General features: G+C 58.4%; 24 protein-coding genes and 4 pseudogenes. 17 read left to right on the top strand and 11 right to left on the bottom strand.

The annotated features are described in order from the left end of the window. Positions 1-721: 721 nt before the first annotated feature. Both NCT03_RS30195 and flhC read left to right on the top strand, forming a co-directional pair. Positions 722-1,018, top strand: coding sequence for a flagellar transcriptional regulator FlhD (locus tag NCT03_RS30195; protein ID WP_250495069.1), 297 nt, complete (start codon positions 722-724; stop codon positions 1,016-1,018). A gap of 2 nt (positions 1,019-1,020) precedes the next feature. After that, entirely contained in the window at positions 1,021-1,605 is a 585-nt protein-coding gene (gene flhC, locus NCT03_RS30190; protein ID WP_250495068.1) for a flagellar transcriptional regulator FlhC, read from the top strand. A 4-nt stretch (positions 1,606-1,609) separates the two neighbouring features. On the opposite strand, the pseudogene NCT03_RS30185 reads toward flhC, so the two are convergent. Continuing rightward, positions 1,610-2,581: pseudogene (locus tag NCT03_RS30185) on the bottom strand (3'-5' exonuclease); the annotation flags it as partial. Positions 2,582-2,658: 77 nt separating this feature from the next. On the opposite strand from NCT03_RS30185, the gene NCT03_RS30180 reads away from it, so the two are divergent. After that, on the top strand, positions 2,659-2,814 hold the full coding sequence (locus tag NCT03_RS30180; protein WP_250495064.1) for a hypothetical protein: 156 nt from the start codon (positions 2,659-2,661) through the stop codon (positions 2,812-2,814). Between the two features lie 32 nt (positions 2,815-2,846). Here the strand turns inward: NCT03_RS30180 and NCT03_RS30175 are convergent, their stop codons facing one another. Continuing rightward, on the bottom strand, positions 2,847-3,551 hold the full coding sequence (locus NCT03_RS30175; protein ID WP_250495062.1) for a hypothetical protein: 705 nt from the start codon (positions 3,549-3,551) through the stop codon (positions 2,847-2,849). Between the two features lie 227 nt (positions 3,552-3,778). Further along, on the bottom strand, positions 3,779-4,054 hold the full coding sequence (locus NCT03_RS30170; RefSeq protein ID WP_250495061.1) for a hypothetical protein: 276 nt from the start codon (positions 4,052-4,054) through the stop codon (positions 3,779-3,781). 1,225 nt (positions 4,055-5,279) lie between these two features. On the opposite strand from NCT03_RS30170, the gene NCT03_RS34235 reads away from it, so the two are divergent. Then, complete coding sequence (locus NCT03_RS34235) at positions 5,280-5,501, top strand: calcium-binding protein (protein ID WP_350030187.1); 222 nt, start codon at positions 5,280-5,282, stop codon at positions 5,499-5,501. 54 nt (positions 5,502-5,555) lie between these two features. Continuing rightward, positions 5,556-5,732, top strand: a complete 177-nt coding sequence (locus NCT03_RS34230; protein ID WP_350030186.1) for a type I secretion C-terminal target domain-containing protein — start codon at positions 5,556-5,558, stop codon at positions 5,730-5,732. Positions 5,733-5,822: 90 nt separating this feature from the next. Here the strand turns inward: NCT03_RS34230 and NCT03_RS30165 are convergent, their stop codons facing one another. Together NCT03_RS30165 and NCT03_RS30160 are read right to left on the bottom strand one after the other, a co-directional pair. Next, complete coding sequence (locus tag NCT03_RS30165; protein WP_250495059.1) at positions 5,823-6,641, bottom strand: tyrosine-type recombinase/integrase; 819 nt, start codon at positions 6,639-6,641, stop codon at positions 5,823-5,825. A 6-nt stretch (positions 6,642-6,647) separates the two neighbouring features. Next, positions 6,648-6,791, bottom strand: coding sequence for a hypothetical protein (locus NCT03_RS30160; RefSeq protein WP_250495057.1), 144 nt, complete (start codon positions 6,789-6,791; stop codon positions 6,648-6,650). Between the two features lie 244 nt (positions 6,792-7,035). On the opposite strand from NCT03_RS30160, the gene NCT03_RS34225 reads away from it, so the two are divergent. The 4 genes from NCT03_RS34225 (at position 7,036) to NCT03_RS30140 (ending at position 10,073) form a co-directional block, all read left to right on the top strand. Next, positions 7,036-8,037: a DUF1036 domain-containing protein gene (locus NCT03_RS34225; RefSeq protein WP_250495055.1), complete on the top strand. Its 1,002-nt coding sequence runs from the start codon at positions 7,036-7,038 to the stop codon at positions 8,035-8,037. 366 nt (positions 8,038-8,403) lie between these two features. Beyond that, the gene (locus NCT03_RS30150) at positions 8,404-9,114 is read left to right on the top strand and encodes a DUF4145 domain-containing protein (protein ID WP_250495053.1); all 711 of its coding nucleotides are present in this window, start codon (positions 8,404-8,406) and stop codon (positions 9,112-9,114) included. Positions 9,115-9,125: 11 nt separating this feature from the next. Next, a complete protein-coding gene (locus NCT03_RS30145; RefSeq protein WP_250495052.1) occupies positions 9,126-9,749 on the top strand; it encodes a hypothetical protein in 624 nt (207 codons plus the stop codon). A 6-nt stretch (positions 9,750-9,755) separates the two neighbouring features. Then, positions 9,756-10,073, top strand: coding sequence for a hypothetical protein (locus tag NCT03_RS30140; protein WP_250495050.1), 318 nt, complete (start codon positions 9,756-9,758; stop codon positions 10,071-10,073). A gap of 266 nt (positions 10,074-10,339) precedes the next feature. On the opposite strand, the pseudogene NCT03_RS34425 reads toward NCT03_RS30140, so the two are convergent. Continuing rightward, positions 10,340-10,510 (bottom strand): annotated as a pseudogene (locus NCT03_RS34425) (MFS transporter); the annotation flags it as partial. A gap of 648 nt (positions 10,511-11,158) precedes the next feature. Between NCT03_RS34425 and NCT03_RS30130 the strand changes: the two are divergent. The 8 genes and pseudogenes from NCT03_RS30130 (at position 11,159) to NCT03_RS30090 (ending at position 18,347) form a co-directional block, all read left to right on the top strand. Further along, positions 11,159-11,467 (top strand): hypothetical protein, encoded by a 309-nt coding sequence (locus NCT03_RS30130; protein ID WP_250495048.1) that lies wholly within the window; start codon positions 11,159-11,161, stop codon positions 11,465-11,467. A 464-nt stretch (positions 11,468-11,931) separates the two neighbouring features. Beyond that, the gene (locus NCT03_RS30125) at positions 11,932-12,210 is read left to right on the top strand and encodes an HU family DNA-binding protein (RefSeq protein ID WP_250495047.1); all 279 of its coding nucleotides are present in this window, start codon (positions 11,932-11,934) and stop codon (positions 12,208-12,210) included. Between the two features lie 327 nt (positions 12,211-12,537). Then, positions 12,538-13,001, top strand: a pseudogene (locus NCT03_RS30120) (SET domain-containing protein). Positions 13,002-13,666: 665 nt separating this feature from the next. Beyond that, complete coding sequence (locus NCT03_RS30115) at positions 13,667-16,108, top strand: two-partner secretion domain-containing protein (RefSeq protein WP_250495045.1); 2,442 nt, start codon at positions 13,667-13,669, stop codon at positions 16,106-16,108. Positions 16,109-16,547: 439 nt separating this feature from the next. Further along, positions 16,548-17,171 carry a hypothetical protein gene (locus tag NCT03_RS30110; protein WP_250495044.1) on the top strand — a complete coding sequence of 208 codons (624 nt, stop codon included), beginning with the start codon at positions 16,548-16,550 and terminating at the stop codon, positions 17,169-17,171. A 174-nt stretch (positions 17,172-17,345) separates the two neighbouring features. Next, positions 17,346-17,579 (top strand): ATP-binding cassette domain-containing protein, encoded by a 234-nt coding sequence (locus NCT03_RS30105; RefSeq protein ID WP_250495043.1) that lies wholly within the window; start codon positions 17,346-17,348, stop codon positions 17,577-17,579. A 93-nt stretch (positions 17,580-17,672) separates the two neighbouring features. Continuing rightward, positions 17,673-17,980, top strand: a pseudogene (locus tag NCT03_RS34420) (transposase); the annotation flags it as partial. A 55-nt stretch (positions 17,981-18,035) separates the two neighbouring features. Further along, positions 18,036-18,347, top strand: coding sequence for an aldo-keto reductase family protein (locus NCT03_RS30090; RefSeq protein WP_250495041.1), 312 nt, complete (start codon positions 18,036-18,038; stop codon positions 18,345-18,347). Here the strand turns inward: NCT03_RS30090 and NCT03_RS30085 are convergent, their stop codons facing one another. The 5 genes from NCT03_RS30085 to NCT03_RS30065 form a co-directional block, all read right to left on the bottom strand. Further along, positions 18,348-19,178: an ABC transporter permease gene (locus NCT03_RS30085; protein ID WP_250495039.1), complete on the bottom strand. Its 831-nt coding sequence runs from the start codon at positions 19,176-19,178 to the stop codon at positions 18,348-18,350. It lies immediately after the preceding gene. Beyond that, positions 19,178-20,056, bottom strand: a complete 879-nt coding sequence (locus NCT03_RS30080) for an ABC transporter permease (RefSeq protein ID WP_250495038.1) — start codon at positions 20,054-20,056, stop codon at positions 19,178-19,180. Before NCT03_RS30080 ends, NCT03_RS30085 begins: the two co-directional genes overlap by 1 nt. Next, positions 20,053-21,243, bottom strand: a complete 1,191-nt coding sequence (locus tag NCT03_RS30075; protein ID WP_250495037.1) for an ABC transporter ATP-binding protein — start codon at positions 21,241-21,243, stop codon at positions 20,053-20,055. The genes NCT03_RS30080 and NCT03_RS30075 overlap by 4 nt, the downstream gene beginning before the upstream one ends. A 71-nt stretch (positions 21,244-21,314) precedes the next feature. Next, the gene (locus NCT03_RS30070) at positions 21,315-23,330 is read right to left on the bottom strand and encodes a hydantoinase B/oxoprolinase family protein (RefSeq protein WP_250495036.1); all 2,016 of its coding nucleotides are present in this window, start codon (positions 23,328-23,330) and stop codon (positions 21,315-21,317) included. Between the two features lie 20 nt (positions 23,331-23,350). Then, positions 23,351-25,390, bottom strand: coding sequence for a hydantoinase/oxoprolinase family protein (locus NCT03_RS30065; protein WP_250495034.1), 2,040 nt, complete (start codon positions 25,388-25,390; stop codon positions 23,351-23,353). Positions 25,391-25,440: the final 50 nt, after the last annotated feature.

Raw genomic sequence — 25,440 nt, 5'->3', positions numbered from 1 at the left:
ACAGTAGATCGGCACGGCGGGACGGTCGTTCTTACAAGCGACTGTCCTTTGCACGTCAACCAGAGACATTCGGCCTACAGGGTCGAAAAGTTGCATAGGGCTGAAACCATGAGTCGCGGCATCCCTAAAGCGGTCATCCCCGCAGTGCGCAGCCGCCACTGTCGAAACTGTAACTATTGCCGACGTTCGGCAGAGCCTCATCGAGGGTCCGCAACGGCCGAACTACTATCTTTGAGAAACTGGCTTGGATGACCGGACCACTCCGTTACCGGCCGTTGAACTCCAGACAGCCCGACCGGCGGCAGTGAGTCGACTTGCGTCAGCGGCACCGTCGGCGTGTTCCAAATCGAATCTCGCGCGTAGCGAGCTGGCGCGGGGAGGAGCGGGAAGTCGTGCGGGTAAGTTTGTCGTAAATAGACGTCGGTAAATTTTAAAGTAAGGCAAATGTTACCATGTTAGCAAGCGACCGAACCCGGATGTGGCCAGCGGCTACCGCAATTAAATTATTTACGTGGCGCAATAGACGGAACAATGTTCGAATGACGCGCCACTTTCCGGGGAGAGATAATTCACCGGTAACGATTAGAGGGAGCTCTTTACTTCATAGCAAACGTTAACCCGAGGTAACAAATTGTTGCAAAGGTCGGTTGTAGATCAGACAATTCTTTTGCGCCTACGGACGGCGCGATAAGCAAGTCAACAATACTTACGGTCTGCCGCCATGAACGCCACCTCCGATCTCAGTGCTATCCGCGAATTGAACATGTCGTATCTGATGCTCGCGCGACGCGTCCTGGCATCGGACCGGGAAGCGGCACAGTCGCATCTGGGTCTCACAGTGGAAATGGCCAACCTGCTTCTCAAGCTTTCGCCGGAGCAAGCGCAGAAGCTTGCATCATCGTCGCAAGTGCTGTGCTTCTTCCGCATGAGCACGGATGCGATGCTCGCCGGCCTCGCTGGCCGCAACAGCGAAGCGCCGGTCTCGGCAGTAACCGACGACGCTCTGCTGGCAGCCTGACCATGACCGCGACGACCGCCTCGAAAAGCCTCGCTGACGAAGCTGCTCAAGTCATGCGCGCAATCGCGCTGATCAAGCTCGGCGCGCGCATGCAGGTGCTGGAGTCCGAAATCCCGACTCTCTCGCGCGAGCGACTGATCCGTCTATACCGCGAAGTGAAGGGCGCCTCGCCGCCCAAGGGCATGCTGCCTTTTTCCGAGGACTGGTATCTGACGTGGGCGCCAAACATCCACACGTCGATGTTTGCTAACGTCTACGCGTTCTTGGAAGCGAACAGCAAAGGGCTGGACCGCGTCGACCTGCTGACGCGCGCCTATTCGCTGTATGCGGAGCACTTCGAACTGAACGGCGAGCCGCTGCAGATGGACCTGACGCGCGCCTGGACCTTTATCCGTTTCAAGGACGCAGGGATCCTTCGTCTCGCCGGCTGTACGCGTTGCCGCGGCAAGTTTGTCGCGCACGCTCATGAGCCGTCGCACTCGATGGTCTGCGGCATCTGCCAGCCGCCGTCGCGAGCAGGCAAGACGAAGGCGGCCGCGGAAGCAGCGCTCGAGCGCGACGCCGCGTTGCAAGCACAGGCGGCCTGACCGCTTATCGGCGTGCCGCCTTGGGCACGTTAAAGAGCCGCAGCAACTCATCCCGCACATCCGAGATGTCGAGCACATGCTGAGCACGCGTGAGCGCGACGTACAGCAGCCGCATCTCGTCCTCATCCAGCGTCAGCCGACCGTCGACCATCTTGAAGCGGAAGTCATTGACGATCCGCACGCGCTTCCATTCAAGCCCCTTCGCGCGATGAATGGTCGAGATGACATAGTCGGCTTGTGCCTCGGGCGTCTGACGCTGAGCGAGCGCCCGCAAGTAGTCGGTACCGCGATCGTCGACGATCTCGACAACCGGCAGCAAGTCGCGCCCGACCGCGCTGCGCGCGAAGGCCTGCGCTTCTCTCCAGTTCTCGAAGAGCGACAGGGCGGTCGGCCGGAAAGCCCGCCTTCCGTTGAGCAACTGATCGGCACCGTCGGCGAACGCGATGATCTCACTCGGGTTCATGCGAAGCGCCGGTCGATGGCCCATCTCAATGCCCGCCGCGAACTGCCAGATTGCGGTCGCGTTCTTGCGGCAAAGCACTGCGTCCACCGGTGGCTGCACTGACGGGTCTTCGACCATGATCGAGCCGATGCTGGGCTGGCCTCGGATCGGCGTGGCCTCGCCGAGAAGCGCGAGCACACAGCTCGCAAGTCCAGCGAAGGTGGGCCCAAAGCGAAACGACTCTGTCAGCGGCCGCTCGGGCGCATCGATCTGCGCCATCGCGTTGACGGCACCGCGCCACTCGTAGATCTGCTGATAGGGATCGCCGACGTAAATCGTCTGCGCATGCCGCTGCCGTGCAAGGACGGACAGCATGATGCCGTCGCTATCTTGAGCCTCGTCGAACAGGATGAAGTCTGCGCTGATACGCGGATTCGATTGAGCCCATACCTTGAGATAAACGTCCGGCTGTATTGCCTTCAGGCCGCGCGGATTGACGCTTTCGGCCCAGAGCCGCGCGATGCTCGGCGCGAGCTGCCCGGTGGTCGAAGTCATCAGCACGATCCTGGAGCGCGGCGTGGCGACCGGGCGCTTTCGACGTGACATTCACAATGATCAATAATCTGGGCGTCGGCTACATGGAAGCGCAGTGGCGAAAGGATCGAGTAGAGCGGGCCAAGCAGCTGGTGACATCCGTCCGTCAATACGAGGCGGCCGGGCTGTATCAGGTAGCGGAGACCGAGGTGAAGAAAATCATCCCTGAATAGCCGTTCCTTGCGCCTAAACAGGGGGCCGCCCTTCAATAATAAAACCTCGATTTCGAAAGGTCCACGTCGTGGGTTTCACCTTTGCGGGCACAATCGTTCGGGCGATCGGACGTGAAAATAGTATATTTTCCGACGAATTTATATGAGTAGTTTATGGCTGCGGGTAGGTGACCGGGCGGCGAATCGCGCCGAACGGCATAATGCACAATATTGATATATTGCTGTGGCGTCTCGCCATCGAAACTCACGCACAGAGTCACCGATTGAGGTAACGGACGGTTTTCGTCAAAGATGAATTTCTTCTGTTCGTAATCGTGAGTATTGACTGCGTCGGCAGTGAAATATAAGGCGGGCTTTTCATCCAGATTTTTATCGGTGAACATGGAAAACGATACGTTTTTCAGTTCTCTGTGCGAGGAGTTCGAGAAGCCAATCATGAACCAGGCAACATTGTCTTTATGCATCCAGGAAGGCGGATCGCCCATGATATAAGTCCCATAACCCGTCCCGATCATCACGGCGTTCTGTGTGTCGAAAGGGCTGAGAACTTCGCCGATGGTGGCCCCCGGGCTGTTGGAAATCGTCGAGTTGTCATTCCCAGTGACGGTCGAATTATTGTCTCCAGTAATAGTTGTGGTGTGTGCCCCGCTGTTCTGCGCAGACGGCTCTGCGGAGTGGCTCATCCATCCAATGACGGCCGCCACGATGGTGGCAATGGCGCCGATGATGGCGACCAAGATTGTCGACTTCGAACTCTCCTTAGCCATAGGATTTCCGTAGCGATTCCACATTCCACCTTGACGGTCGAGCTTCGGCCGTCCGTCGAGACCAAACTGCCCAGACCGCTCCTGGAAGTCTTATTTCAATATTTCAGGCGCTAGAAGGAGATTAGTAAACGGAACGACGAAATGAAACCTACGCTTAGGACAAAGGGCGTAGGTCCCCTGCTTAAGGTTCGGTATCGTCACGGCGCGTCGAAAGGCGGAGCATCGCTGCGCCATTCCGCGACCTGCGGCCGGTCGACAAAGACCGGCTTTGCCAGCCAAGCGATCAGGCGTGGTTTCCATTCCTCCCAATGGTAGTCGTCGAGGTTGAATTCCTCGTCGACCTGGCCTGGATCTTCGTCTCGGAGATACGCAAAGACGATTTCCGGCCCGCTCCACCATGCGATTGCATAATCGGTCAGCAGCGCCACCCTGCCGGCTGGCTCGTCACGCAGCAGCATTCCCAGCTGGGACATGAAGGCGTCATAGGTTAGCCCGTGTTGCAGGGCAGGGCGCGGCCCCGTCCCGTTGAAATACGCCAGTTTGGCCCAGGCAAACGCGATCGGGCCGACAGCCTTTTCGCTCAGCCCGGAATACGCGCAAAAGTGCTCGAAATCGTCTTCAAGCGTATGCCCGTTCTAATTTGGCTCCAGCGGGTGCGCCTCCAACAAGGCTGACAGCATTGCGGCCGGATTTCCGTAGCACATAACGACCTCCTGCCTGTTTCCATTTGATTTAGCACGAATGGTGCCGTCAGCCAGGCCGATTCCGTGCGTCTAACCAAGGCTTTGCCGCTTCATATTTCGGGGGCTAGTCGCGCCCCCCAACCCTGCGAAGGTATGAAGGCAAGGTGGGCGTGAAAGGTCAAGAGTTAGAAATCCGCTTCCACACCCAAAACCGCTACGCGCGATCATTTTTACCCTTCACAACCGATGCGCGCCGTTTCAGGTTGAAGTTGGGTCGGCGTTGTCCGGTCCGGGGCCTTAAACACCCCTCGATTAGCGGCTCGCGTCTGCTGAAAAGACGCCCTCGCGCCTTAGGCCGGGGGGCGGCAGTGCATGTCCAAGCCTCGCGGCTAAAGACTGCCGCGCCGGTCTAATTGACAGTGTTTAACCTCCGGCCACCAGGGATCTGCCTTGGTGGCTTTTTGGTTTTCACAGCAAAGGGATCGGGCAAATGGATCGCCCTAATATCAATGATATCGCCTTTGGGGCTCGGATCAACGCCGCTCTAGACCCGGCCGACGACGCCGGTACACCAAATTTAGTGGCCATAGTCGGAATGCCCTCACATTCAGAGCTTGGTTGTAACGTCAATTTAAATACATCAAAAACTAAAAATATTGGGGCTAGTTTTTTCAAGCGAGGCGGGCAATGCTAAAAAATAGCAACTAGACCAGCAAAGAAGCAGTCGATGAGACAGATAATTAAACCTTTGATCGCCGCCATTCTTATCCTTCAAGCAGGGTTCGCTCTAAGAGATGGAAAAGCCTCGGAAAACAAACCGAGATCTGCAGCGATTCAAATTTGCCGCAGTGTCTGATAAATATAAAATCTCTCAGAATATCCATTTTTAAACGAAACAATCAGCAAAGAAAAAAGACTTACACAATCTCGTGAGCAGACCGATTTTTACATAGCGATAATTCCTCGAACGTTCACAAAAGACGAGGATCTGATTTTCTTTAAGTCCGTCAACAGCATGAATTGCGGTACCGTTCTGGGTTCGGCTTACAAAGATACCCTGACCGGCAACACCAGCGCGAACGTCATTCACGGCGGAGCGGGGAACGATACGATCACGGGCGGAGGCGGTGCCGACACCCTATATGGTGACTTGGGTGCGGACATCTTTGTGTTCAAAGCGGCCGCCATGGGGACATCGTTCACAGTTGGCGAATTTCGGCACTTCGCAGGGGGATAAACTGGATCTCCGCGATTTTCGTTTGAGCCCGTCGGACCTGCAGAGATATAGATTGTGTCGGAGCTGTCGTCCTACGACCCGGTTCATCAGGCAATCACGGACTTCGTGCACCTGACCACCAGCGGGTCGAATACCGTGGTTTCGGTGGATACGGATGGCACTGCTACCGGGCATAGTTTTGTCAACGTTGCCACGCTGACAGGCGTGACCGGGGCCTTGATACCCATGTGACCGACCTCATCGCCAGCGGCAATCTGGTCGTCCACTAGGTCCACAATCTCAATTGGGACCGGCGGCTTCGCCGTTTGGTCCCAGTTGCCGCTAGATTCTGATCTGTTCGACCTCGTCGAGCGAAACCTGGTCGTCGCGCCTGTCGTAAAGCCCGGTCGTTCGCGAGCTTTCATGGTTCGCCATTTTCTGGGCTGTTTCCAGCTTTCCATCGTTGCGAAGGTACTCGGTGATGCCGGTCGCCCGGAACGAGTGACACCCGGTCTTTCGCGATCGTCCGCCCTCAATGCCGGCGGCGACGACGCGGCGCCGGATCATCCGGTAAACGTCTGACTGCGACATCGGCTTATCGGTTAGCTGTCCTGTTCGTGCCACTGCCGACCGGAATAAGAACCCTTCTTGCATGCCGGTCTGAGAAAGATAGACATGCAGATATTCTTCAAGGGAGTGATGCGCCGGCATGTCGTGCAGCTTGCCGCCTTTCTCGTGCAAGCAAACCCATAGACGCCGGTTTTTCTCGTACACATCCTCGGCCTGCATTTTTATGACGACGCCGACCCGGGCAAATGTATAAGTCATCAGCGCGATCAAGGCACGGTCGCGCAATCCAATGGGCGTCGAAACGTCAATCGAATCCAGGAGGGTTCGCGTGTCTTCCTTCGATAACACAGGGGTTGATCCTTGCCTGACGGAGTGCTTCGGACCGCGGACGACGGCTGCAGGATTGACGGCGACGACCTGACCGACAACCAGCCAGTCAAACAGCATTTTGACGGCCGCCAGGTGGACCTTGATCGATGGAGCGGACAATCTGAGCTGCAGGGTTTCGACATAAGCGGCGATGTGGAACGGCTCGATGTCGCGCAGCTCGCCGCCGCCGTGTTGGTCCCACCAGGCGGCAAACTCGCGCACGGCCCGTCAATAGGCCCGGCGCGTGTTTGGATTTCGGATGTTGGCGGTAAAAAACTCGAGAAAGCGCTTCGCGGCGGCCGGGTCCGGCGCGAACACGGCCGGCGGCCTGAATTCCGGTCCCCGGGCGATGGTGGCGATCTCGTTTGTCATATCAGACTTTGGGCGGGAAGGATCATGAATGATAAAGGACGTTATCATTCATCATATAGGAATTGAAGGATATTCTGTGGCGAGAGTTTCCCCTGCCTCTGCGACTGATCGAATCCCCGCACACTTCGCATTGGTTTGCCGAACACGCGGTTACCGCCTTTGCATATGACAACACATATAGCACCTTGCACGACTCCGCTTCAAAAAGAGCCGATAGCGTCAACTGTCGAGAAAGGGGGGATTTGTGGATCCGTGGACTGTTCTGAAAGAGGCAGTAAAACAACTACCGGGGATGGTCTACGCGATAGCGGTTGTAGCGTTGTGTGCAGCGGTCCTTATCATCACTCGATTTGGGCTAAGCACTTCACAGCTCCTGGTCGGTGCTGGAATTCTGGTCGGTTTTATGATTGTTGTGCTGGTTTTTATCGCGATCACGAAGCTGCCAACACAAGACCTGCGCCTGCCGGCACTTAGCCTGCTATGGTTTGCTCTGTGCTCATTTTTCGTGGCAGTCGTCATCGTTGCCTACACAGTGCTCAGGGGCTCTCAATTATTCAATGGCTCTTCGCAGGCTGTGACAACCGGGGCTTCATCGGCAGCAGCGAAAACTTCTAATGACGGTGTCAGCGCGGCCACCGGCCCCGGCACGAGGGCCACGGAGACTCAGTCCAATTTACCGCCCAGTGAACCGGTTATTGCTTCGGCTGCAAGTCCGGCGTCAAGTAGTCCAACAAGCGACGCGTCCGTTAGCGCTGATTCAGACGCTGATCCTGGACTTTACGATCGCGATTTCTTTGACAGTACGCAACTTGGAGTGCAAAAACCCGCCCCGAAAAATCCGAAAATGTTTGTATGGACTTTCTGCAACCAGACCAACGGCCCAATCACGATCGCTACCGCATTTCGAGAAGGACCAGAATATACGAGTTTTCGAGTGCAGGGATGGATCACGGTGGGTACCAATTCGTGTAAAGGCTACGCCGCAGTCCCTTTGGGAGATGTTTTTTATTACGCCCAGGACGCCGCGGGAAAAAGTCTAACGGCAGACGACGCTCGTAAAAATCCGTCCGCAAAAGAGAACGCTACGGAGGATTTTTGCGTCTCTCCTACGGACTTCAACCGGATATCCGGGACAGGCTGCAAAGATTTTAAAGATCTCCTTCCCTTTATTCACAAACGAGTGACTCAAAAAAATCTTTATAAAGATGCACCCTACAAAGACAGTTACAACACGAATTTTTCGTGATAACACAGCTCGCCACAATCCTTAAACTTGCCCCCGACGATTATATAGAGGTCATATCTAAGCAAATCCTCGGCGGCTACCAGTTGACCGTCCAAGGCCTCGGTTCACTGCGCAACAAGCTAGGTGACGCGTATAGTATTGGACCGTTGCGCGCTCGGCCTTCCCCCGGCATGCGGAACTAGCGGCGAATTTGTCAGGGACGATGGCAACGTTCCTTATTTCAACGCGGGAAGCGCGGAAATTAGAGAACAATGCCTCGCAATGAGATGATGGCAACCTTTGCCACGCCACGCGACAATATAATGCCGCGAAGCCGATCGAAGCTGCGTTTGGCGTCACGCTCAAACCATTGAAAAGGAAGAAACGATGCCCGCTGCGGAAAATATCCTCAAAGGCCACTGTCCGGAATGCGGGGCAGGCAAAAACGGCGATGTCGTCGCAGCTTATAAACATAAGTGGGAGGACGACGACCATCCCATTTGGGGGCAAATCGACTTCCGGATTTTGAAGTGCCGGGGCTGCGACACCGTCTACGTACAGCGCGCCGAGGTCTTCTCCGAAAACGTCGACTACTACTACGATGCCGCAGGCAACGAGCAGCAGCAGTACGTTGTCGACTATTCGTACTGGCCGTCACCCTTGAAGCGCGCACGTCCCTCTTGGCTTAACGAGCTATTCATCATAGACGCTAGTCTCCACAGCATTCTTACTGAGGTGTACGCCGGCCTCGACGGCGATCTTGCGATCCTGTCGGCTACAGGGATGAGGACGGCATTCGACCGCGCCACGGACCTGTTGGGAATAGATCCAGCGAAAACTTTTCAAGAAAAAATGGACGATCTGTTCGTCGCGGGGAAAGTCGGCAAAGCGGAGAAGGACACGTTGGCTGTGCTCGCTGATGCTGGTAGTGCAGCTGTGCACCGAGCATGGAAACCGCAACCAAAACAGCTAGCGACGATGATGGATATTGTGGAATCCTTTTTCCATCGAAATTTCATACTGCACGACCAGGTCGATAAGCTCAAACCGCAAATCCCAGGGAAGCCGAAACGCCGGCCGGCGGAAGGTGACGCTTGATGGAAACCAGCATGTCAGATCAAATTTTGGAACACACCGAGACGGCCGTAATTTTCAAATCCGACAAGTGGGGGCCAGCCGTTCCGTATAGAGCCGTCGACCATCAAGATGGGACCTTTAATCATGGATTCTTCGACTTACGGGCACGCCCGGACGAGATCGAAAACATTCCCGAGTTGAGAGGTCGGCCCGGCTTTGCAACCCTTGTCAGAACCCTCAACTGCGAAAGCGAATACCTGATGACCCTCGGCTGCGAAGCAGGGATCTTCCAGGCAAACTTCAATGGCGAAAATGTTCCGACGGTTTATGTTGGCTCATATGTCAATGTTGCGTTTCGTGATCCGTCCCATGGCAAAGAAGAAAATCTCACCGCGGTGGCGCGTTTTATTGCCCATGAAGCTGGTTTCACACTTCAGCATTGGACGAAACTTGAAATCGGAATAGAACAGATGCCAGCTTTCTTCGGACATTCCGGGCTTTATTGTCTAGAACTCAAAATCTTGTCCTATGGGATAGACGAGACTATGGCGTGGGAGGTCTTTAACAACGCAACTAGGCGTGCGGCGACTGCGATCCCAAAATTCGCATTAAGGCCAATCGCAGCTCGCAGCGGTAATGCGGGACGGAATATGTGAGGGTACATGCTTCTTTTTCTAGCAGGCGTGGTCGAGCAACTGGATTTCGCTTTAGAGCATATATGCAAGGGCGACGTGCACAATGCACGCTTCGGTCTGATGCTGACCGACAATGCAGTCGAATTAATCTTGCATCAGATTGTAAAAGATAAGTGCGCCGAAGTCGGGAGTTGGCGCTATGACGGCAAAACCTATCCTTATGAGTTACAGCTTCAAAAAGCCTTCCTTGGTTCCTTTTCTGACAAGGTGGCCTTAGCCAAGATCGAAGCTGGCCTCGACGCCGAAAAGCGCGCGTACCATCAACATCCTTCACAACTATCGTAACGAGATTTATCACGAGGGGCTGGCGCACGAAGGCATCCTGCTATCGTTGGCCCGGCTTTACTTTGACATATGCTGCGCCTATATGTTGCGTTACGCGCCCCCTGGAATAAGTTGGAATTCAGGCCAAAAAATGCCCGAACGTGCGCAGAAATATCTCAACAACTACCAAACGTCTTCCCTTGCCCCACCTTTGCCGTGACGGCGGCTGCCCTTTGCACCCGTTAGAACAGCGGCTCCGTCTTCCTTTGAGCGATGGGGCGAAGTCGTCAATGTTGGTTGATCTCCTCCAGTCGCAATCCGTCTGTTCTTGGCCCAAAGGCGCCAATCGCGATCGCAACGACGAGCATTGTTGCTGTGATGCCAGCGAAGACGCCGACGACACCAAAATCGCGCAGCAGGTATGCGCTCGACGGCCTGCCCGTGCTTGCCGCCGAGTACCACACAGTGCTTCCCAACGAAAAATTGCTCGCGGAGGAGTTGGCGAAAACCCTTAGGGAATGGGAAGCGCAACATCCCATTTTGCTCGACGGAGGCGGTCGTTCTCCGGACTGACAGACCGATAGCAGAGTGTCATCTGCTCGCTGCTCCCAACGCGTTAGTCGTTGGTCTCTTGGTCAGCCTAGCGCCACCGATCCGAAAACGCTCGTCCGCGCGGCGCGAGATTACGAGGCGACGCAGGCGCCGTTTGCGACGGAGCGTGCCCTGTTGCGCTGCGTTGATGGAGGCCGGCTACGGCTACGAAATCCCGGTAATTAACGTCGTTGATGCCTAGATTCCCTCGTTGCCGCAGTGCTCGCGGGTCGCGTTCCGAAGGTAGCGGTGGACGATTGGGTGCGACGCCTGATCCGAAATGCGGATTCGCTAATGGGGCGAGCGCTGCACGCGCGCATGGAAGCCGCGGGGCCCTGAAAAAGAGGAAGGGTATCGGCCGATGCAGCGCTTGCGCTGCTCACGCCTTCGCGCGAGTCCGGCATGGCCCCATCGTTCACAGCCAAGGCCCAAGGCCGGTTACGCGCCCGCATCCTTCCTTGACTTCTCGAGAGCCTCGATACGCTGGTGTCAATGGATCAGGAGATGCACAGCGTATGAAGACATTCGCAGTTGACCGAAAACATCATGTCCCCGCTACTTCGCCCGGCGTGCTCAAGCGAACCTCCCTGGAAGCTGACCGTGAACCCGCTCATTTACGGGAAGTGGTGACGGCAATACGTACAGCATCAACTCCCTTGCCGATAAGCGTTCATTACTGGAAGGTACGCCTCCATGAGCTTCGCATCGCCTACGCGTTGCTTCCCGTCCAAGTTGCCCAGCTGTCTGCACTTGAGCTTGACGTCGAAGAGCTTGCACAGAGACAGGTGGACGTCGGCGTGAGCGATGAACTCCGCGTGGCGTAAATTCGTGGCGCCCATTGGGCTACGATATGAACCGATATGTAGTACATATGAGTACGATCGTTGGACTACCGAATGGAATCGCTCCGACGCCGCTAGTCGCCAGTGGCAAGCCACCGCCACTAAATGCAAGCATGATAATACGAATTATCACCATTGAATTCGCGAGCGGGCATCGTATGCAAATTTCGTGGCCAATTGCAGAACTTCCTAACCCAGTACGCGGGAAGCCAGACGCCTAGAAGGCTGTGCGTACGATGAACGAGGTTCGGCGGTAAGCCATATCAAAGGTGTGTTGCAAACAGTGTCGCCATCAGCTAGGAGGGAGAAGCGGCACCAACTGCTGTTCAAAAGTAAGCCATATCTCGTCGCGGTCTCGCCAATGCGTATCAATTGATACGCGAGCTACGGTTCGCCCGTCATTAAGGATCGGTAGATGGCATTCAACCACTTTTGAGAGGATCGCAATGAACAAGCAGGAATTGATCGATGCCATCGCGACACAGGCAGGGACTAACAAAGGCGTCGCGGAGGAAATAGTCAATGCAGTGCTTGCCACGATTTCGAAAGAGGTCGCTGCGGGCAATGCCGTACAGCTAATCGGCTTCGGCACTTTCGGCAGCGGCGAACGCGCTGCACGCACCGGTCGCAACCCGTCAACCGGCGCGACGATCGAGATAGCGGCAGCCAAGACTGTCGAATTCACGGCAGGAATGAGCTTCAAGGATGCAGTCAATCGAAGCTGAGCGAGCGACTCTCATGGGCGCTTGATCAAAACAGATGACTCTCTAGCGGTAGGAGACTTGTCATTTTCACTGCCGTCAGCCGTTCGCGTCCATCGGGGTGAATGGATCGAATCATCACGCGCTGACCGCGGGCTTCGCCCAAAACCTCGACAATGCGATCCTGATAGCGGGCGAGTGTTCCGCGCGACGGTTTTCGCCTTGTGCGACTGCCGGTCGATGAGAGCATGAAAGAAATAGTAGGATGCGTCGATCTCATTATGCCAAGCTCTTGGTCGGCCGCGTGAAGTAGTGACTGGCTCGCCACAATCCGTTCATCTCCAAATGCCTATACGTCGTTTCCTTGTTCGTCGCTCCCCCTTCACGGGCGCGGAGTGTTTGCCCTGGTCACCATCAACGCGGGCGCAACGATTCTTGAATACAAAGGCAAGCTCATCTCCTAGGCGACGGCCCAGCGGCGCTATGAACGTCGGGCGGCGGAGGACGGCCATACTTTCTATTTCGATCTGCAGGACGGGCGCGTGATCGACGGGGCGCAGGGCGGAAACTCAGCGCGTTGGGTGAACCATAGCTGTGAACCAAACTGTGAAGCCAAGCAAGAAGGCAGTCGCGTCTTCTTTCAAGCGTTGCGAGATCTTGAGCCTGGCGAGGAGCTTTTCATCGACTATCGGCTCTTCGTCGAAGGCCGGAAGACGTTAGCGCTTAAAAACCTCTATGCCTGTCGATGCGGAACGGCAGGTTGCCGGGGCACCATGTTGACGATTAAAACGGTATTCGCGCGGGCGGCGGTTTAGATGCCGCTGCATGAGGCGGCCACCGGGTTTTTCAGATCGTTACAACCGAATAAGAGGCCTTGAACTTTCAAGGCACCATCAGCGTCGATTTTGTTTTGCAGCATGGCTTTCTATCAATGCAGCTTTTGGGTGCCAAGTCGCCTTTCCAACACATAGATGGATCTTCGCTACGCTTCAGACACTCGACGTTCGGGTGGCGATCTGTGCCGCTGATCTAGAGCGTCAAAGAAGCGTTTTCTGAGATCCGTTGCCTCAGCAATGGTTCCTGGCGGTGCTGTTGTTGGCTCCTATTACTGTTGTCATATCAGCGCTGCGTTCTCGAGTGGAAGTGGTCAAGTCCGGAAAGGGGTTCTTTTCACCTGCTGGTCCCCATCCGCAAGCATGACGTCCAGCGCCATATCCATGTCTCTCCAAACTGCGTAGTCTGGTTGTATCCTCCGGATTTTTAACCTAGATTACATGTGGGTCGAACGTCGGCACGCCTTCACTGACATCTGCGCACAACAACTCCTGCCTGACGGTATTCGAACACTGTCACCTATGGCCTGGAGCTTTCGCGCACCTTCTAAAGGCGACTTCAATCATCGCCGTAGCGTTGTCGCTTGCGGCAAGGCGGCGGCTACGGAACATCATTACGTTAGTTACGCCCCCCGGAAGGAGAAGTCATGAGGCCACCCAAGCAACGGCCGATGCGTTGCCCGCGTTCGTCGCACTCATTGCTGCTTTTTTTGGGTGCTGCGCTCGCAGGATGGTCCTTTGCACCCTCAACATTCGCGGCAGGCGTGCTGCCGCAAGGGGGTCGTTATGTCGACGGGTCGGGGACCATCGTTAACAAAGGAAATTCGCTGGTGGTCACGCAGGTGGGCTCGACTCGCGGTGTTATTGATTGGGGCAGCTTTTCAATCGGCAAGAGCGACACCGTGACTTTCAGCAACGGCACGGGCGCGACGCTCAATCGGGTGACCGGTGGTTCGCCTTCGGCGCTCCTCGGCAATCTGAACGCGACAGGCAGCCTGTACTTGATCAATCCGCAGGGCATCGTCGTCCGGCCGTCGGGCGTCGTCAGCACGGGCGGGCGGTTCGTCGCGTCGACGCTGGATGTCTGTAACGACGCCTTCATGACAGGCGGCAATATGCTCGAGCTGTCTGGCAAGTCGGACGCGAGCGTCGTCAACCTTGGCAAGATCAGTTCCAGCGGCGGCAATGTGTTTCTCCTTGCGCGGCGCGCGGTTATCAATGCTGGCAGCGTGGATGCGCCCAGTGGCACGGTTGAACTCGCGGCTGGCGAGAGCATATGGTTGCAGGATTCGACCGGCAGCAAGCAGGTGTTCGTACAAACTGGCAACGACGGCACAGTGGTCAACAAAGGGCGGATTGAGGCGGCGCAGATCAGCCTGCAGGCCGCTGATGGCAACGTGTATGCGCTAGCCGGCAAAGGCACGCGCATTCGCGCGGCGGGCACCACGAACCGCAATGGCCGCGTCTGGCTCGTCGCCGACGGGGGCCGTGTCGAGCAGTTCGGCAAGATCGCCGCACGCACTGCGGACGGCAGCGGCGGAACCGTCGATACACAAGCGGCACAATTGGCGTTTGGCAATAACGCAGCGGTTCATGCTGGTCAATGGAATATCTCGACGCCCGCCTTCACAATCGATGGTGCCGCGGCGCGCACGTTGCAGCGCAGCCTGAATCGGGGCACCTCGGTCGAGGTCACCACGACGGGTGCCAACGGCGCAACGGGCAACCTGGGCGTCGCTTCGAGCCTGCGCTGGCGGGGACCCGCTTCGCTCACGCTTGCCGCGTACCACAACGTCTCTGTGACGACGGGCACAACCATCGCTAACAACGGTGCGGGTAATCTGACCTTGCGCGCCGACGCATCCAGCCTCGACAACGGCGGCAGCGTCTTCAACAGCGGCACCCTCGACTGGTCGAGGAGTACGGGCATCGTCAGCGTGTTATACGACATGACCGGGAAATCCGGTGAAGGAAATATCGTTGCGAACAACGCTTGGACAGCGCCACAAGACAGGGGTCTCGTCAGCCAGATCACCAGCTATAGACTCGTCAATTCGCTAAACGATCTCGAACAAATTTCGCAGGATCTCGCTGGCAACTATGCGCTTGGTAAGGACATTGACATCATCCCAGCGCCCGGCAAGGTTTATACACCCATTGGCGCTTATCCTAACTACTTCACCGGCCAGTTTGACGGGATGGGGCACAAGATCTCGAACCTCACGATTCCGGCGTCGTCGACCGCAAGCGGTTTTGAGTTGGGGTTGTTCTCCGAGATAGGGTATGGGGCAGTCGTACGTAACCTGAACGTGCAGGGCAACGTCGCGAGCACCGGTGTCATCGATGGGGTCGAAGCCGGAATTCTGGCGGCGTTCAGCTATGGCACCATTGCTGCGGTACATACCAGCGGTACAGTGGTGGGCCCGGTGCCGACGTATTTTGGAGATTTTGTAGCCGGAGGTCTCGTCGGTGAATCTTGGGGGGGAACAATCACGCGTTCTTCCAGTAGTGCCGACGTTAAAGGGCCCGCCGGGTCCTATATTGGTGGTCTCGTCGGAATTAACGTCGAGGGCTTGATCCGACAGTCGTTTGCATCGGGGAACGTCGAGTTGACGCAAGGATCGCAATTCCCTTATGGCGCAGTAGGCGGGCTGGTTGGCGACAACACAGGCTCAACAACTACAACAGCCACAATCACGCAGTCCTACGCAACGGGCAACGTTAGAAGCCCCTTGAATGCAGTGGGAGCATTGGCTGGAGAAAATAGCCTTGGCACGATCGAGCAGTCGTTCGCGACCGGCAGGCTGCAGGTACCAGGAGTTGGGGGCGGCATCGCCACCACTAGTGGTGGGCCGTCGCTCATCGCAAGTGACGTCTTTTGGAATACGGCGACGACCGGCACGACCGTCGCAGTGCTTTTCGCCGATTACGGCGCACAAATAGGCGCTCAAGGTCTGACCACAGCGCAGATGAGCATGCCGTCTAGCTTCGGCCGGACATACGATTTTAGGCCGAAAGGGGTATGGATTATACCACCCGGAGGAACGCACCCTGTGTTGCGCTGGCAACTGTCACGTGACACCCGCTAACTCATTCAAAAAGCGGTTGGAGATGCTTACGACGCCGATGATCTTTCCCGAACAGGCACGCGTCAGCTCGAGGACGGCCCAGGCATTATAAACAGGCGCACTTAATCAGAATGCCTCCCAAGAAGCATCGCCAGTTCCAGCCACAGATGTCTTGCAGGCATACGTCTGCAATGAGTACGCGTTAGCTGCAGGTAACGCGATTCGATTGCTCGCGGTAAAAGAACAGCGACAGAAAGTTCACGAGCGAATCCAGCAGAAGCGTGACGTAGCAGCAGCCGGTTCTAGAGCAGCCGCTGCATTGCACATTGAAGCGGATTTCGCCCTGCAACGCATCAGGGATGAGCTACGTAAGGTCGAAGAGAAAGATCGGCTGATACGTAGTCTTCTGACCTAGAACGAAGCGCTCGCTGGTGAACGCCAAGTGTTCGCGCAGTGTATCGTGGCGCGAGCATCTGCTTACGAGGCACTGAAACTTGCGGAAGATTCTGAGGCCGCACATACGCAATGGACCACCGCACGGGCCCGTTGGCAAGCTGAGGTAGGGGAGCTTGAACAGGCCACGCGGGCGTTGTCGGATTGGGGTGCAGATGTTGATCGAATTCGAGCATGCGATGAGCGCGTTTTGAGTTTCGCCAGGTCCACTGTTGATAATCAACGAGCCCTTGCTGAAAAAGAAGCTGCGTACGAGCAAGCAGTCCGCCGTGCTGCGGAAGCGAAGGAACGCCTTCAAACCCTGCAACAATCGAGTGACAGTATTCGAGCTGCGGTTGCCGCCATCGCCGCCGATCTTCTTGCCGAACTGGGCGATTCTCCTGTTTCTGGGGTCAAGCATGGAGTAATCGAGTTAAGACGGCGCGTGGCGGTCCAGTTGGAGGTGATCGATCCAGCGCTGCGTTGTCTTGCAGAGCATGAGCGTGAATGTCGAGAGGCCGTTTCTAAGTCTGAGCGGCTGAAGGACGAAGCGACGCAATTGCATCGCCAAAGTGCGGCACTCCACGAGACCACGGTCAGAGACCGAGACACGCCCAAGCAACCGAGCGATACCCTGCCGAATCTGATCTAGCTCGGCGGACAGGCCTTCCGGCGGAACAAGCCTTATGCCCATGTGAATGTACCGGTTGGACAGCGGGACGCTCCCGCCTTCAAGATAGCAAGCGAGGCTCAGAAAACGGATCTACAGCTGTCATTCCTATTGTCGATGGCACAGGTTCATCAGTGGTCGCCTTGGAAGGCCTTGTTGCTGGACGATCCTACTCAACATCACGACCTAGTTCATGCCTCAGCAGTATTCAATGTGCTTCGAGACTATATCGTCGAGCACGGATTTCAAACGCTCGTAACGACGCATGACCCTGTGCAAGCCCACTTCTTTGCCCGCAAGCTCGAAAACGATGGCGTACAGGTACAGTTGCTGACGCTCGCGCCGCTCAATGGCGGTGTCAATGTGCAAACCGTCGGAGGAACTGCGTAGCGCTCTCTCCTCGGGTAACCATTGAATGAGCAAATATGACAGTCACCGCTTACGTCGTGGATGTGCGATTTCCTCAGATGGACATACTTGGTGCTGCGGTTGCGCGTACTCTCGCGCCGGTTTCGCTGGCGCTTCCTCGAAGAACTCTTGAAATGATCTATCTCCGAAGGCAATTGCGTTTCTTCGGCGAATACGTCGGGCTCAACGATGTCGCAGCCTTTGCCAGGTGGCTTGCGCCATTGCACGCACCCGAGTGAGTCGTGTATGCCAAACGCCCATTTGCGGGACCCAAAGCGGTGATCGCCTACCTGTCGCGTTACACCCACCGCGTCGCGGGCTCTAATGAGCGTCTGGTCGCGCTTGACGAACACGGCGTTACCTTCCGTTGGAATGACTACCGCGTGAACTGACGCACACGCGACAAGACCATGACCTTCGAAAAGGTGAGTTCACGCGTTGCTCCCTGTTAATTTGAGCTTCGTCGCGCATGTGCAGCTCGGCAGCGGGCGGCTCATCGACGATCCGATGATTGTCGCTATCGCGCGCCGTCGTGGCAAGACCAACACGCACATCCTGCTGCGCTGGCTCGTTCAGCAACCGGGCGTCGCGGCTTTGCCCAAGTGGGGCGATGGACAGCGCATCGGCGAGAACATCGAAGTGTTCGACTTCGCGTTGCATCACGACGAGAAGCAACGCATCGCCGCGCTCGCCTCGCCCGATGGATGTACCAACGAGGTCGCGTGGGTGCCGCAGTGGAATGCGGCGTGATCAACCGTTCATCGAACGCAGGCCGTAGATCCGTTCGACCGCCAGCAGAAACACGATGGCGATAGTCATCTGCACGGTGCTGATCGCGGCAATCGACGGATCGAACTGATTCTGCAAATACGACAGCATGACGACGGGCAAGGTCGTCGTATTCGCGCTGCCGAAAAAGTACGACACACCGAGATTGTCGAGCGAGATCAGCACGGAAAATAACGCACCCGCGAAAATCCCCGGTGAAATGAGCGGCAGCGTGACATGCACGAAGCGCTGTGCGATGCTCGCGCCGAGCACGGACGCCGCTTCGCCGTAGCCGGGATTGAGGCTTCTGCATGCGGCGATCGTCGTGCGCAACACGTACGGCACGGACATGCACGTATGCGTGATCAGCAGCGCCAGAAACGAATTGCCGATGCCCAGTTCCGACAGGTAATACAGCGACGACAGCCCGACTACCAGCGGCGGCACCGCGATAGGTGACAGCAGGAACGACGTGACCGCGTGGGCCGTGCGCGAATGCGAGCGCGCAAGTCCGAGCGCGGCGGGCACGGCGAGCAGAATCGCGAGCACTGTCGATGCACCCGCAAGCAGCAGACTCGTGACCAGCGAATCGGTAAACGGCTTGTATTCGAGGAAGCGCCGATACCAGCGCAGCGACACGCCATCGAGCGATACCGCAACCGATTCGCCCGGCGTGAACGACGCGAGCACCACGATCACGATCGGCGCGAGCAAAAACACCACGAATAGCGCGATATAAACGATCAGCAGTCCCTTGCCGAGTCTCTCGGGCAAACGCGAGCCGCTTGACGGCGCATCGAGCAGCGTGCTCATCAGCGTGTCTCCTTGTTGCGGCCGGTCAAACGCCCTTGCACATACAGGCAGACCAGCACGATGATCAGCAACAGATTACCCATCGCGCTGGCGAAGCCCATATCCTGCGCCTGACTGAACTGCTGAAAGATCAACAGCGGCAGCGTGACAACGCTGCCGCCGCCCAGCAGCAGCGCGACGATGAAACTGCCGTTGATGATCATGAACACGATCAGGCAGCCCGTGATGATGCCCTCCACCGATAGCGGCAACGTCACAAGGATGAAGGCCCGCAGCGCGCCCGCGCCCAGCACGCGCGCCGATTCTTCCAGGCGTCGATCCACCGAACGCAGCACTGGAATGATCGACAGCACCATGAACGACACCATCACGTGCACGTTGCCGACATAGACGATGGCGTCGCCCTGCGTCATGCGCAAAGGCCGGTCGGTAAAGCCGAGCGCGAGCAGCGCGTCGTTGACGAGGCCATGCCGTCCGAGCAGCACGTTCCAGCCGAACGTGCGCATGATGATCGAAGTGAGCAGCGGCATGATGAGCACGAACATCAGCGGCCCGGCAAGCCGTCCCGCGCGGCGCACCATGAAATACGCCACCGGATAGCCGACGATCAGACACCAGAACGTGGTCCACACGCTCATTTTGAGCGTTTCCACGATGATGCCGATATAGTACGGATCGCTGAATAATTTGTGATAGTACTGAAGCGTAAAAGCGGAGTGCGTGCCGGGAATCGCCGAGATGCCCACACTACGCAGCGCGTTCTCGTAGAGCGGCATGCCGAAGAACATCACCAGCACGATCAGCACAGGCGCGCACAGGACCACGGTTGGCGAAATCCACACGCGTGGCCGCGCGGAGGGCAGGGCGAGCGAACTCATTGCGGTTCTCCTTCGAGCACGACGAGATCGTCGGGGCTGATCGAAAGTGTCACGTTCTCGCCCGGCTCCAGACCGTTCGACGATGCCGCCTGTTGGTACACGCCGAAGGTCTGCCCGAGCATCGGCACGTCGATTCGATATGCATGCTGCGAACCGCGAAACACGCGCGCGGACACTTGCCCGTCGAAGCGGATATCGTCAGAGCGGGCGGCATCGAGGCGCAGCTTTTCGGGGCGCACGGCGAGCTCGGCCGTCGCGCCCGCAGCGAGCGGCTTGCTCAATGCGTGACCGATGCGGCACGTGACCGGCGGCGCGCGCCGTGCATCGCCGATCGAAATATCGAGCCAGTTCTGTTCGCCGCGCAGGACCGTGAATGTCACGATATTCGCCGCGCCGAGAAATTCCGCAACGAAGCGCGTGCGCGGGCGGTCGTATACGTCGCGCGGCGTGCCTGCCTGAAGGATGCGCCCGTGATTCATCACGACGACGCGATCGCTCATGGTCAGCGCTTCCTCCTGATCGTGCGTGACCATCACGCTCGTCACGCCGAGCTCGCTCTGCAACTGCTTCAACTCGAACTGCATGCCTTCTCGAAGGTTCTTATCGAGTGCGCCGAGCGGTTCGTCGAGCAGCAACACCGACGGATTCGTCACGATGGCGCGCGCCAGCGCCACACGTTGCTGTTGTCCGCCCGACATCTGCGCGATCCGCCGTTCGCCGAAACCGGGCAGGCGAATCAGGTCGAGCATGCGCGCCACATGCGGCGCACGTTCGCGTTTGGGCACGCCTGCCATGCGCAGACCGAAGGCGATGTTGTCGGCCACCGTCAGATGCGGGAACAGGCTGTAGTTCTGGAACACCATGCCGAGGCCGCGCTGGTTCGGCGGTATATGTGTGACGTCGCGGCCCGCGATGCGGATCGCGCCCGCATCGGGAAACTCGAAGCCGGCGATCAGGCGCAAGGTGGTCGTCTTGCCGCAACCCGAAGGTCCGAGCAGCGCGACGAGTTCGCCCGCGCGCACTTCGAGCGACAGGTCGTCCAGCGCGGTGATGGCGCCGAAGCGCTTGCTGAGGCCGTCGAGCGAGAGCGGCTGCGAACGCGACGAAGCGGCGGGCGCGCGAGCATCGAGCGTGGCGTCGGAGACGGGATGAGCGGACTGGAACATCGCATGCACCTTCATGAACATGAGTGAGACGGTTCGTTCCGAAGGAGACGCGGCGGCGCGCGGCTCCTCCCATCGGCGACTACTTTTGCGAGCTAAGCGGCGGCGCGCTTACTCTCCAGCAATTGCGGATATTGCTTCGAGACATCCGCGAAGATATCGCGCACTACGCCCGCGCCTTCCGTGAGCTTGCCTGCGGCTTCCCAGGCATCGAACGCGTCGAAGATCTTGTGCTTTAGGAAGTGACGCCAGATGACAGGCGCGGAGGCGAGAATCTCGGTCAGCACGGCATAGCGCGCAGGCGTCCAGCGTGCTTCGTAGGCCGCGCGTGCCCCGCCGTAGTTGAAGTGCGCGGACGGCGTGCGGGGCGCGTCGGCGGCGAGTTCGGCGCGCTGTGCTTCGGTCGCCTGCGCGTCGGCCACGCCTGAACGAACCACCACGCCGTATTGTGCGAGCGCTTCGGCTTCGGTCAGATAGCCGCGTTGCACGTCGGTGGCCACTTTTTGTGGATCGCGTAGGTAGGGATCGCCGTAGCCGCCACCACCGCATCCTTCGAGCCGGATCACATCGTTAGGACCACAGACGACGAGATCGGAGACGCCGAGATTTTCTTCTCCCGCCGTGCCGGGATTGCGCGTGAAGCGCGAATTCGCGCCCGCCTTGCCGCCGAGCACGCCCCACGATGCGAAGCGCGAACGGTCGCGATTGCGCGCCGTGACGAGTGTGCCCGGCGAGAACACGCGAAACTCCATGATCGTGCCCAGACCGCCGCGATAGCGTCCCGCGCCCGCGCTGCCCGGCACGAGGCCGTATTTGAGGATGCGGATCGGCACTTCGGCTTCGTTGATTTCGACTGGCGTATTGCGCAGGAACGCGTTGTTCGCGCCCGATGCATCCGAGCCGTCGCCGCTCGCCATGCCGCCCGCGCCGCCGCCGACCGGTCCGATCGCCGCGATGACGGTGCTGCCGTCGCTGCCCACGGTGCGCACGTTGAGGATCGACATGCCGCCCGCCGGACACGCGGGCAAGCGGTCGGGACACACCATCGAAAACGCGCCGAAGGTGACCATCTGCGCGACCTTGCAGGTCAGACTGCGCATGCCCACGGCTGCAGGTGGCACGCAATTCATGATCGTGCCTTCGGGCAGGATGCAGCGTGCAACCTTCAACATGCCCGCGTTCAACAGCAGGTCGGGATGCAGCGAATACAGCACGTAGTTCAACCCGACCAGCGCGAGCACATGGCGCTCCTTGCCGCCGGTCGGCATGTTGAGCGACGAATTGAGTTGCGGATCGCTGCCAGTGAAATCGAGCACGAGCGATTCGCCTTGCACCTTGAGGTTGAGCGCGACGCGCAGGGGCTTGCCGTTGGGCGAGTCTTCGTCGGCGAACTCGCTAAAGAAATATTCGCCATCGGGCATGGCGGCAACCAGCGCGCAGGCCTGTTCTTCGGAATAGTCGATCATCGCGACCATTCCCGCCTTGAAGTCTTCCACGCCGAAGCGTTCGATGATCTCCAGCACGCGCCGTTCGCCGGTCATCAGCATGGCGATCTGCGCCTTGAGGTCGCCGCGATTCTGTTCCGGCGCGCGCACGTTGATCGCCATGTGATCAAGCAGCTTCTCGTCGAGCACGCCCGCGCTGACGATCTTGGTCGGCGACCAGCGAATGCCTTCCTGATAGATCTCCGTGAGCGTGCGCGAGAGCGACGCGGGCACCGCGCCGCCCATGTCCGTGTTGTGAATATGGCCGCCCACGTAGCAGACGATCTCGCCTTCGTAGAACACCGGCTTCCACATCATCACGTCGGGCGTGTGGGTGGCGACGTAGCCGCTGTACGCGTCGTTGGTCATGCCGATATCGCCGGGCTCGTAATGGTCGATGGCCTTGATCACCGAACCGAAGTCGAGGCCCGGATACCACGTCGCACCGAGCGTTTTGGGCGACGCGAAGGTGAGGCCGTCGGGCGTCATGATGGTGCAGGAGAAGTCTTCCGTTTCTTTCACGAAAGCGGAATGCGCGGTGCGCATGAGCGTATGCGCCATGCTCTCGGCGGCCGCCACGCAGTAGTTCGAGAAAATCTGCAGAACGGACCGGTTGAACGTCGTCATGATAGGTTCCTTGAGTGATCTCACTGCGCGGACAGCAGCAGGTTGCCGTATTCGTCGACGACACATTCGAAGCCGGGCAGCACGCAGGTGGTCGTATCGTCCTGCGTGACGATGGCAGGACCGTCGAAGCGATGTTCCGCCAGCAGCGAGGTGCGTCGATACATCGGCACCGTGCGCCACGCGCCGTCGAGATACACGTCGATCATGGCTTCCACTGCGGGCTTGCCTTCGCCGTGCGCGACCTTCGGCATTTCGGGCTTGGGCGTCGGCAGGCTGATCACCAGACGCAGCGCCACCACCTGAACCGCCGAACGCTCGTCGCTATGACCGTACAGGCGATGATGCTCGCGATGAAACGCAGCGGCGATGGCGGACATGTCGCGCGTGCGGATTGTTTGCGCATCGAGAGGCGTGTCCACCTCGAACGATTGCCCGCGATAGCGCATATCAGCGGACACGGTCATTTCCGCACCCGCATCCGTGCCCGTCTCGCCGATCATCCAGTCGCGCGCCTGCGATTCCAGCATCGCGAGATCGTCGGCGAGCTTGCCGAGCGAGTCGGCATCGAGCGGATAGTACGTCGTCCGTACGAAATCGTTCTTCGTGTCCGCGATCAGACCGCCCAGCGCGCTCAGCACGCCCGGCGTGGTCGGCACCACGATATGGCGCATGTTCAACGCCCGCGCGAGAAAGCCGCCGAGCATCGGACCCGCGCCGCCGAACGGCATCAGCCAGAACGCGCGCGGATCGATACCGAAACGCGACACGATGCGGCTCACGCCGCCGTACATGCCCGACACCGACACGTCGATGATCGCCGCCGCTGTCTGATGCACGTCCATCCCGAGGCGCTCCGCGAGCGGCTCGATGGCGCGGCGGCTGGCATCGACATCGACTTGCACCGCGTTGTAGCCGAGCGCGGCGCGGCCCAGCACGCCGATCACGGCGAACGCGTCGGTGATGGTCGGGCGCGTGCCGCCGCGTCCGTAGCAGACCGGTCCGGGATTCGATCCCGCGCTCTCCGGTCCTATCTTTAACACGCCAAAATCATCGACCCACGCAATCGAGCCGCCGCCGTCGCCGATCGACGACACCGATACCGATGGAATATGAATCTGGAAATCGCCGATGTACTCGCCGGTCGCGTATTGCGGCTTGCCGTCGACGATCAGCGCGACGTCGGCCGTGGTGCCGCCGATATCGAGGCTCATGCAGTCCTTGATGCCGCACATGCCCGCGAGATACGACGCGCCGATCACGCCCGCCGCCGTGCCGGAGAGAATCATCTGCACGCAGTTGCTCTTGCCGTTTTCGGCGCTCATCACGCCGCCGTTCGACTTGGTGACCTTAAGGTCGACGCCTACGCCGCTTTCCGCGAGCGCCGCCTGCAAGCGCGTCAGATATTGCGACACGCGCGGCTGCACGTAGCCGCCGATGGTCGCCGTCACGGTACGCTCGTATTCGCGGATGATCGGCCACACTTCATGCGAACACGACACGAAAAAGCCTGGCGCGGCCTGTTCGATGATCGCCTTCACTTGCAATTCATGCGCCGGATTGCGATAGCAATGCAGCAGCGAGACCACCACACCGTCGCATTGCGCAGCCTTGAGCGCGTCGAGCGCGGCGAGCACGCTGGCTTCGTCGATGGGGGTTTCCTCGCTGCCGTCGGGACGCATGCGGCCATCGACACCGAACACGCGGTCGCGCGTGATGAGCGGCTCGGGCCGCCGCGACATCAGGTGATACATGTCGGGAATCTTCAGGCGCGCGATATCGAGCACGTCCTCGAAGTTGCGCGTGGTGATGAGCGCGAGACGCAGGCCCTTGCGCTGCACCACGGCATTCACGCCGACGGTCGTGCCGTGGGTGAAATACGTCACCTCGTGCGGGTCGATGCCAAAGCGCTCGCTGAGTCCCTGCATGCCGTCGATGACTTCGCTGCCCGGACTATCGGGCCGCGAAAACACCTTGAGCGTGCGGGTCGTCCGCGTCTCGTCGTCTAGCACCGCGAAGTCGGCGAACGAGCCGCCGATATCCACTCCGATTCTCAAGCCCATTGCCATGTCCCTGTCTGGTTGAGCAGGCGCGAACCGCCCGCCTGAAGCGC

It is taken from the genome of Caballeronia sp. GAWG1-1 (assembly GCF_023631465.1).
Classification (GTDB): Bacteria; Pseudomonadota; Gammaproteobacteria; order Burkholderiales; family Burkholderiaceae; genus Caballeronia.
The sequence above is the reverse complement of the archived record's forward strand: the minus strand, read 5'-3'. Positions and strand labels throughout refer to the sequence as shown.

Coding starts and splice junctions, on each gene's coding strand:
- NCT03_RS30195 (WP_250495069.1), top strand. CDS start 722: ATGAACGCCACCTCCGATCTCAGTGCTATCCGCGAATTGAACATGTCG.
- flhC (WP_250495068.1), top strand. CDS start 1,021: ATGACCGCGACGACCGCCTCGAAAAGCCTCGCTGACGAAGCTGCTCAA.
- NCT03_RS30180 (WP_250495064.1), top strand. CDS start 2,659: ATGATCAATAATCTGGGCGTCGGCTACATGGAAGCGCAGTGGCGAAAG.
- NCT03_RS30170 (WP_250495061.1), bottom strand. CDS start 4,054: ATGTCCCAGCTGGGAATGCTGCTGCGTGACGAGCCAGCCGGCAGGGTG.
- NCT03_RS34235 (WP_350030187.1), top strand. CDS start 5,280: ATGAATTGCGGTACCGTTCTGGGTTCGGCTTACAAAGATACCCTGACC.
- NCT03_RS30160 (WP_250495057.1), bottom strand. CDS start 6,791: ATGACAAACGAGATCGCCACCATCGCCCGGGGACCGGAATTCAGGCCG.
- NCT03_RS30150 (WP_250495053.1), top strand. CDS start 8,404: ATGCCCGCTGCGGAAAATATCCTCAAAGGCCACTGTCCGGAATGCGGG.
- NCT03_RS30145 (WP_250495052.1), top strand. CDS start 9,126: ATGTCAGATCAAATTTTGGAACACACCGAGACGGCCGTAATTTTCAAA.
- NCT03_RS30140 (WP_250495050.1), top strand. CDS start 9,756: ATGCTTCTTTTTCTAGCAGGCGTGGTCGAGCAACTGGATTTCGCTTTA.
- NCT03_RS30130 (WP_250495048.1), top strand. CDS start 11,159: ATGAAGACATTCGCAGTTGACCGAAAACATCATGTCCCCGCTACTTCG.
- NCT03_RS30125 (WP_250495047.1), top strand. CDS start 11,932: ATGAACAAGCAGGAATTGATCGATGCCATCGCGACACAGGCAGGGACT.
- NCT03_RS30115 (WP_250495045.1), top strand. CDS start 13,667: ATGAGGCCACCCAAGCAACGGCCGATGCGTTGCCCGCGTTCGTCGCAC.
- NCT03_RS30085 (WP_250495039.1), bottom strand. CDS start 19,178: ATGAGCACGCTGCTCGATGCGCCGTCAAGCGGCTCGCGTTTGCCCGAG.
- NCT03_RS30080 (WP_250495038.1), bottom strand. CDS start 20,056: ATGAGTTCGCTCGCCCTGCCCTCCGCGCGGCCACGCGTGTGGATTTCG.
- NCT03_RS30075 (WP_250495037.1), bottom strand. CDS start 21,243: ATGTTCATGAAGGTGCATGCGATGTTCCAGTCCGCTCATCCCGTCTCC.
- NCT03_RS30070 (WP_250495036.1), bottom strand. CDS start 23,330: ATGACGACGTTCAACCGGTCCGTTCTGCAGATTTTCTCGAACTACTGC.
- NCT03_RS30065 (WP_250495034.1), bottom strand. CDS start 25,390: ATGGGCTTGAGAATCGGAGTGGATATCGGCGGCTCGTTCGCCGACTTC.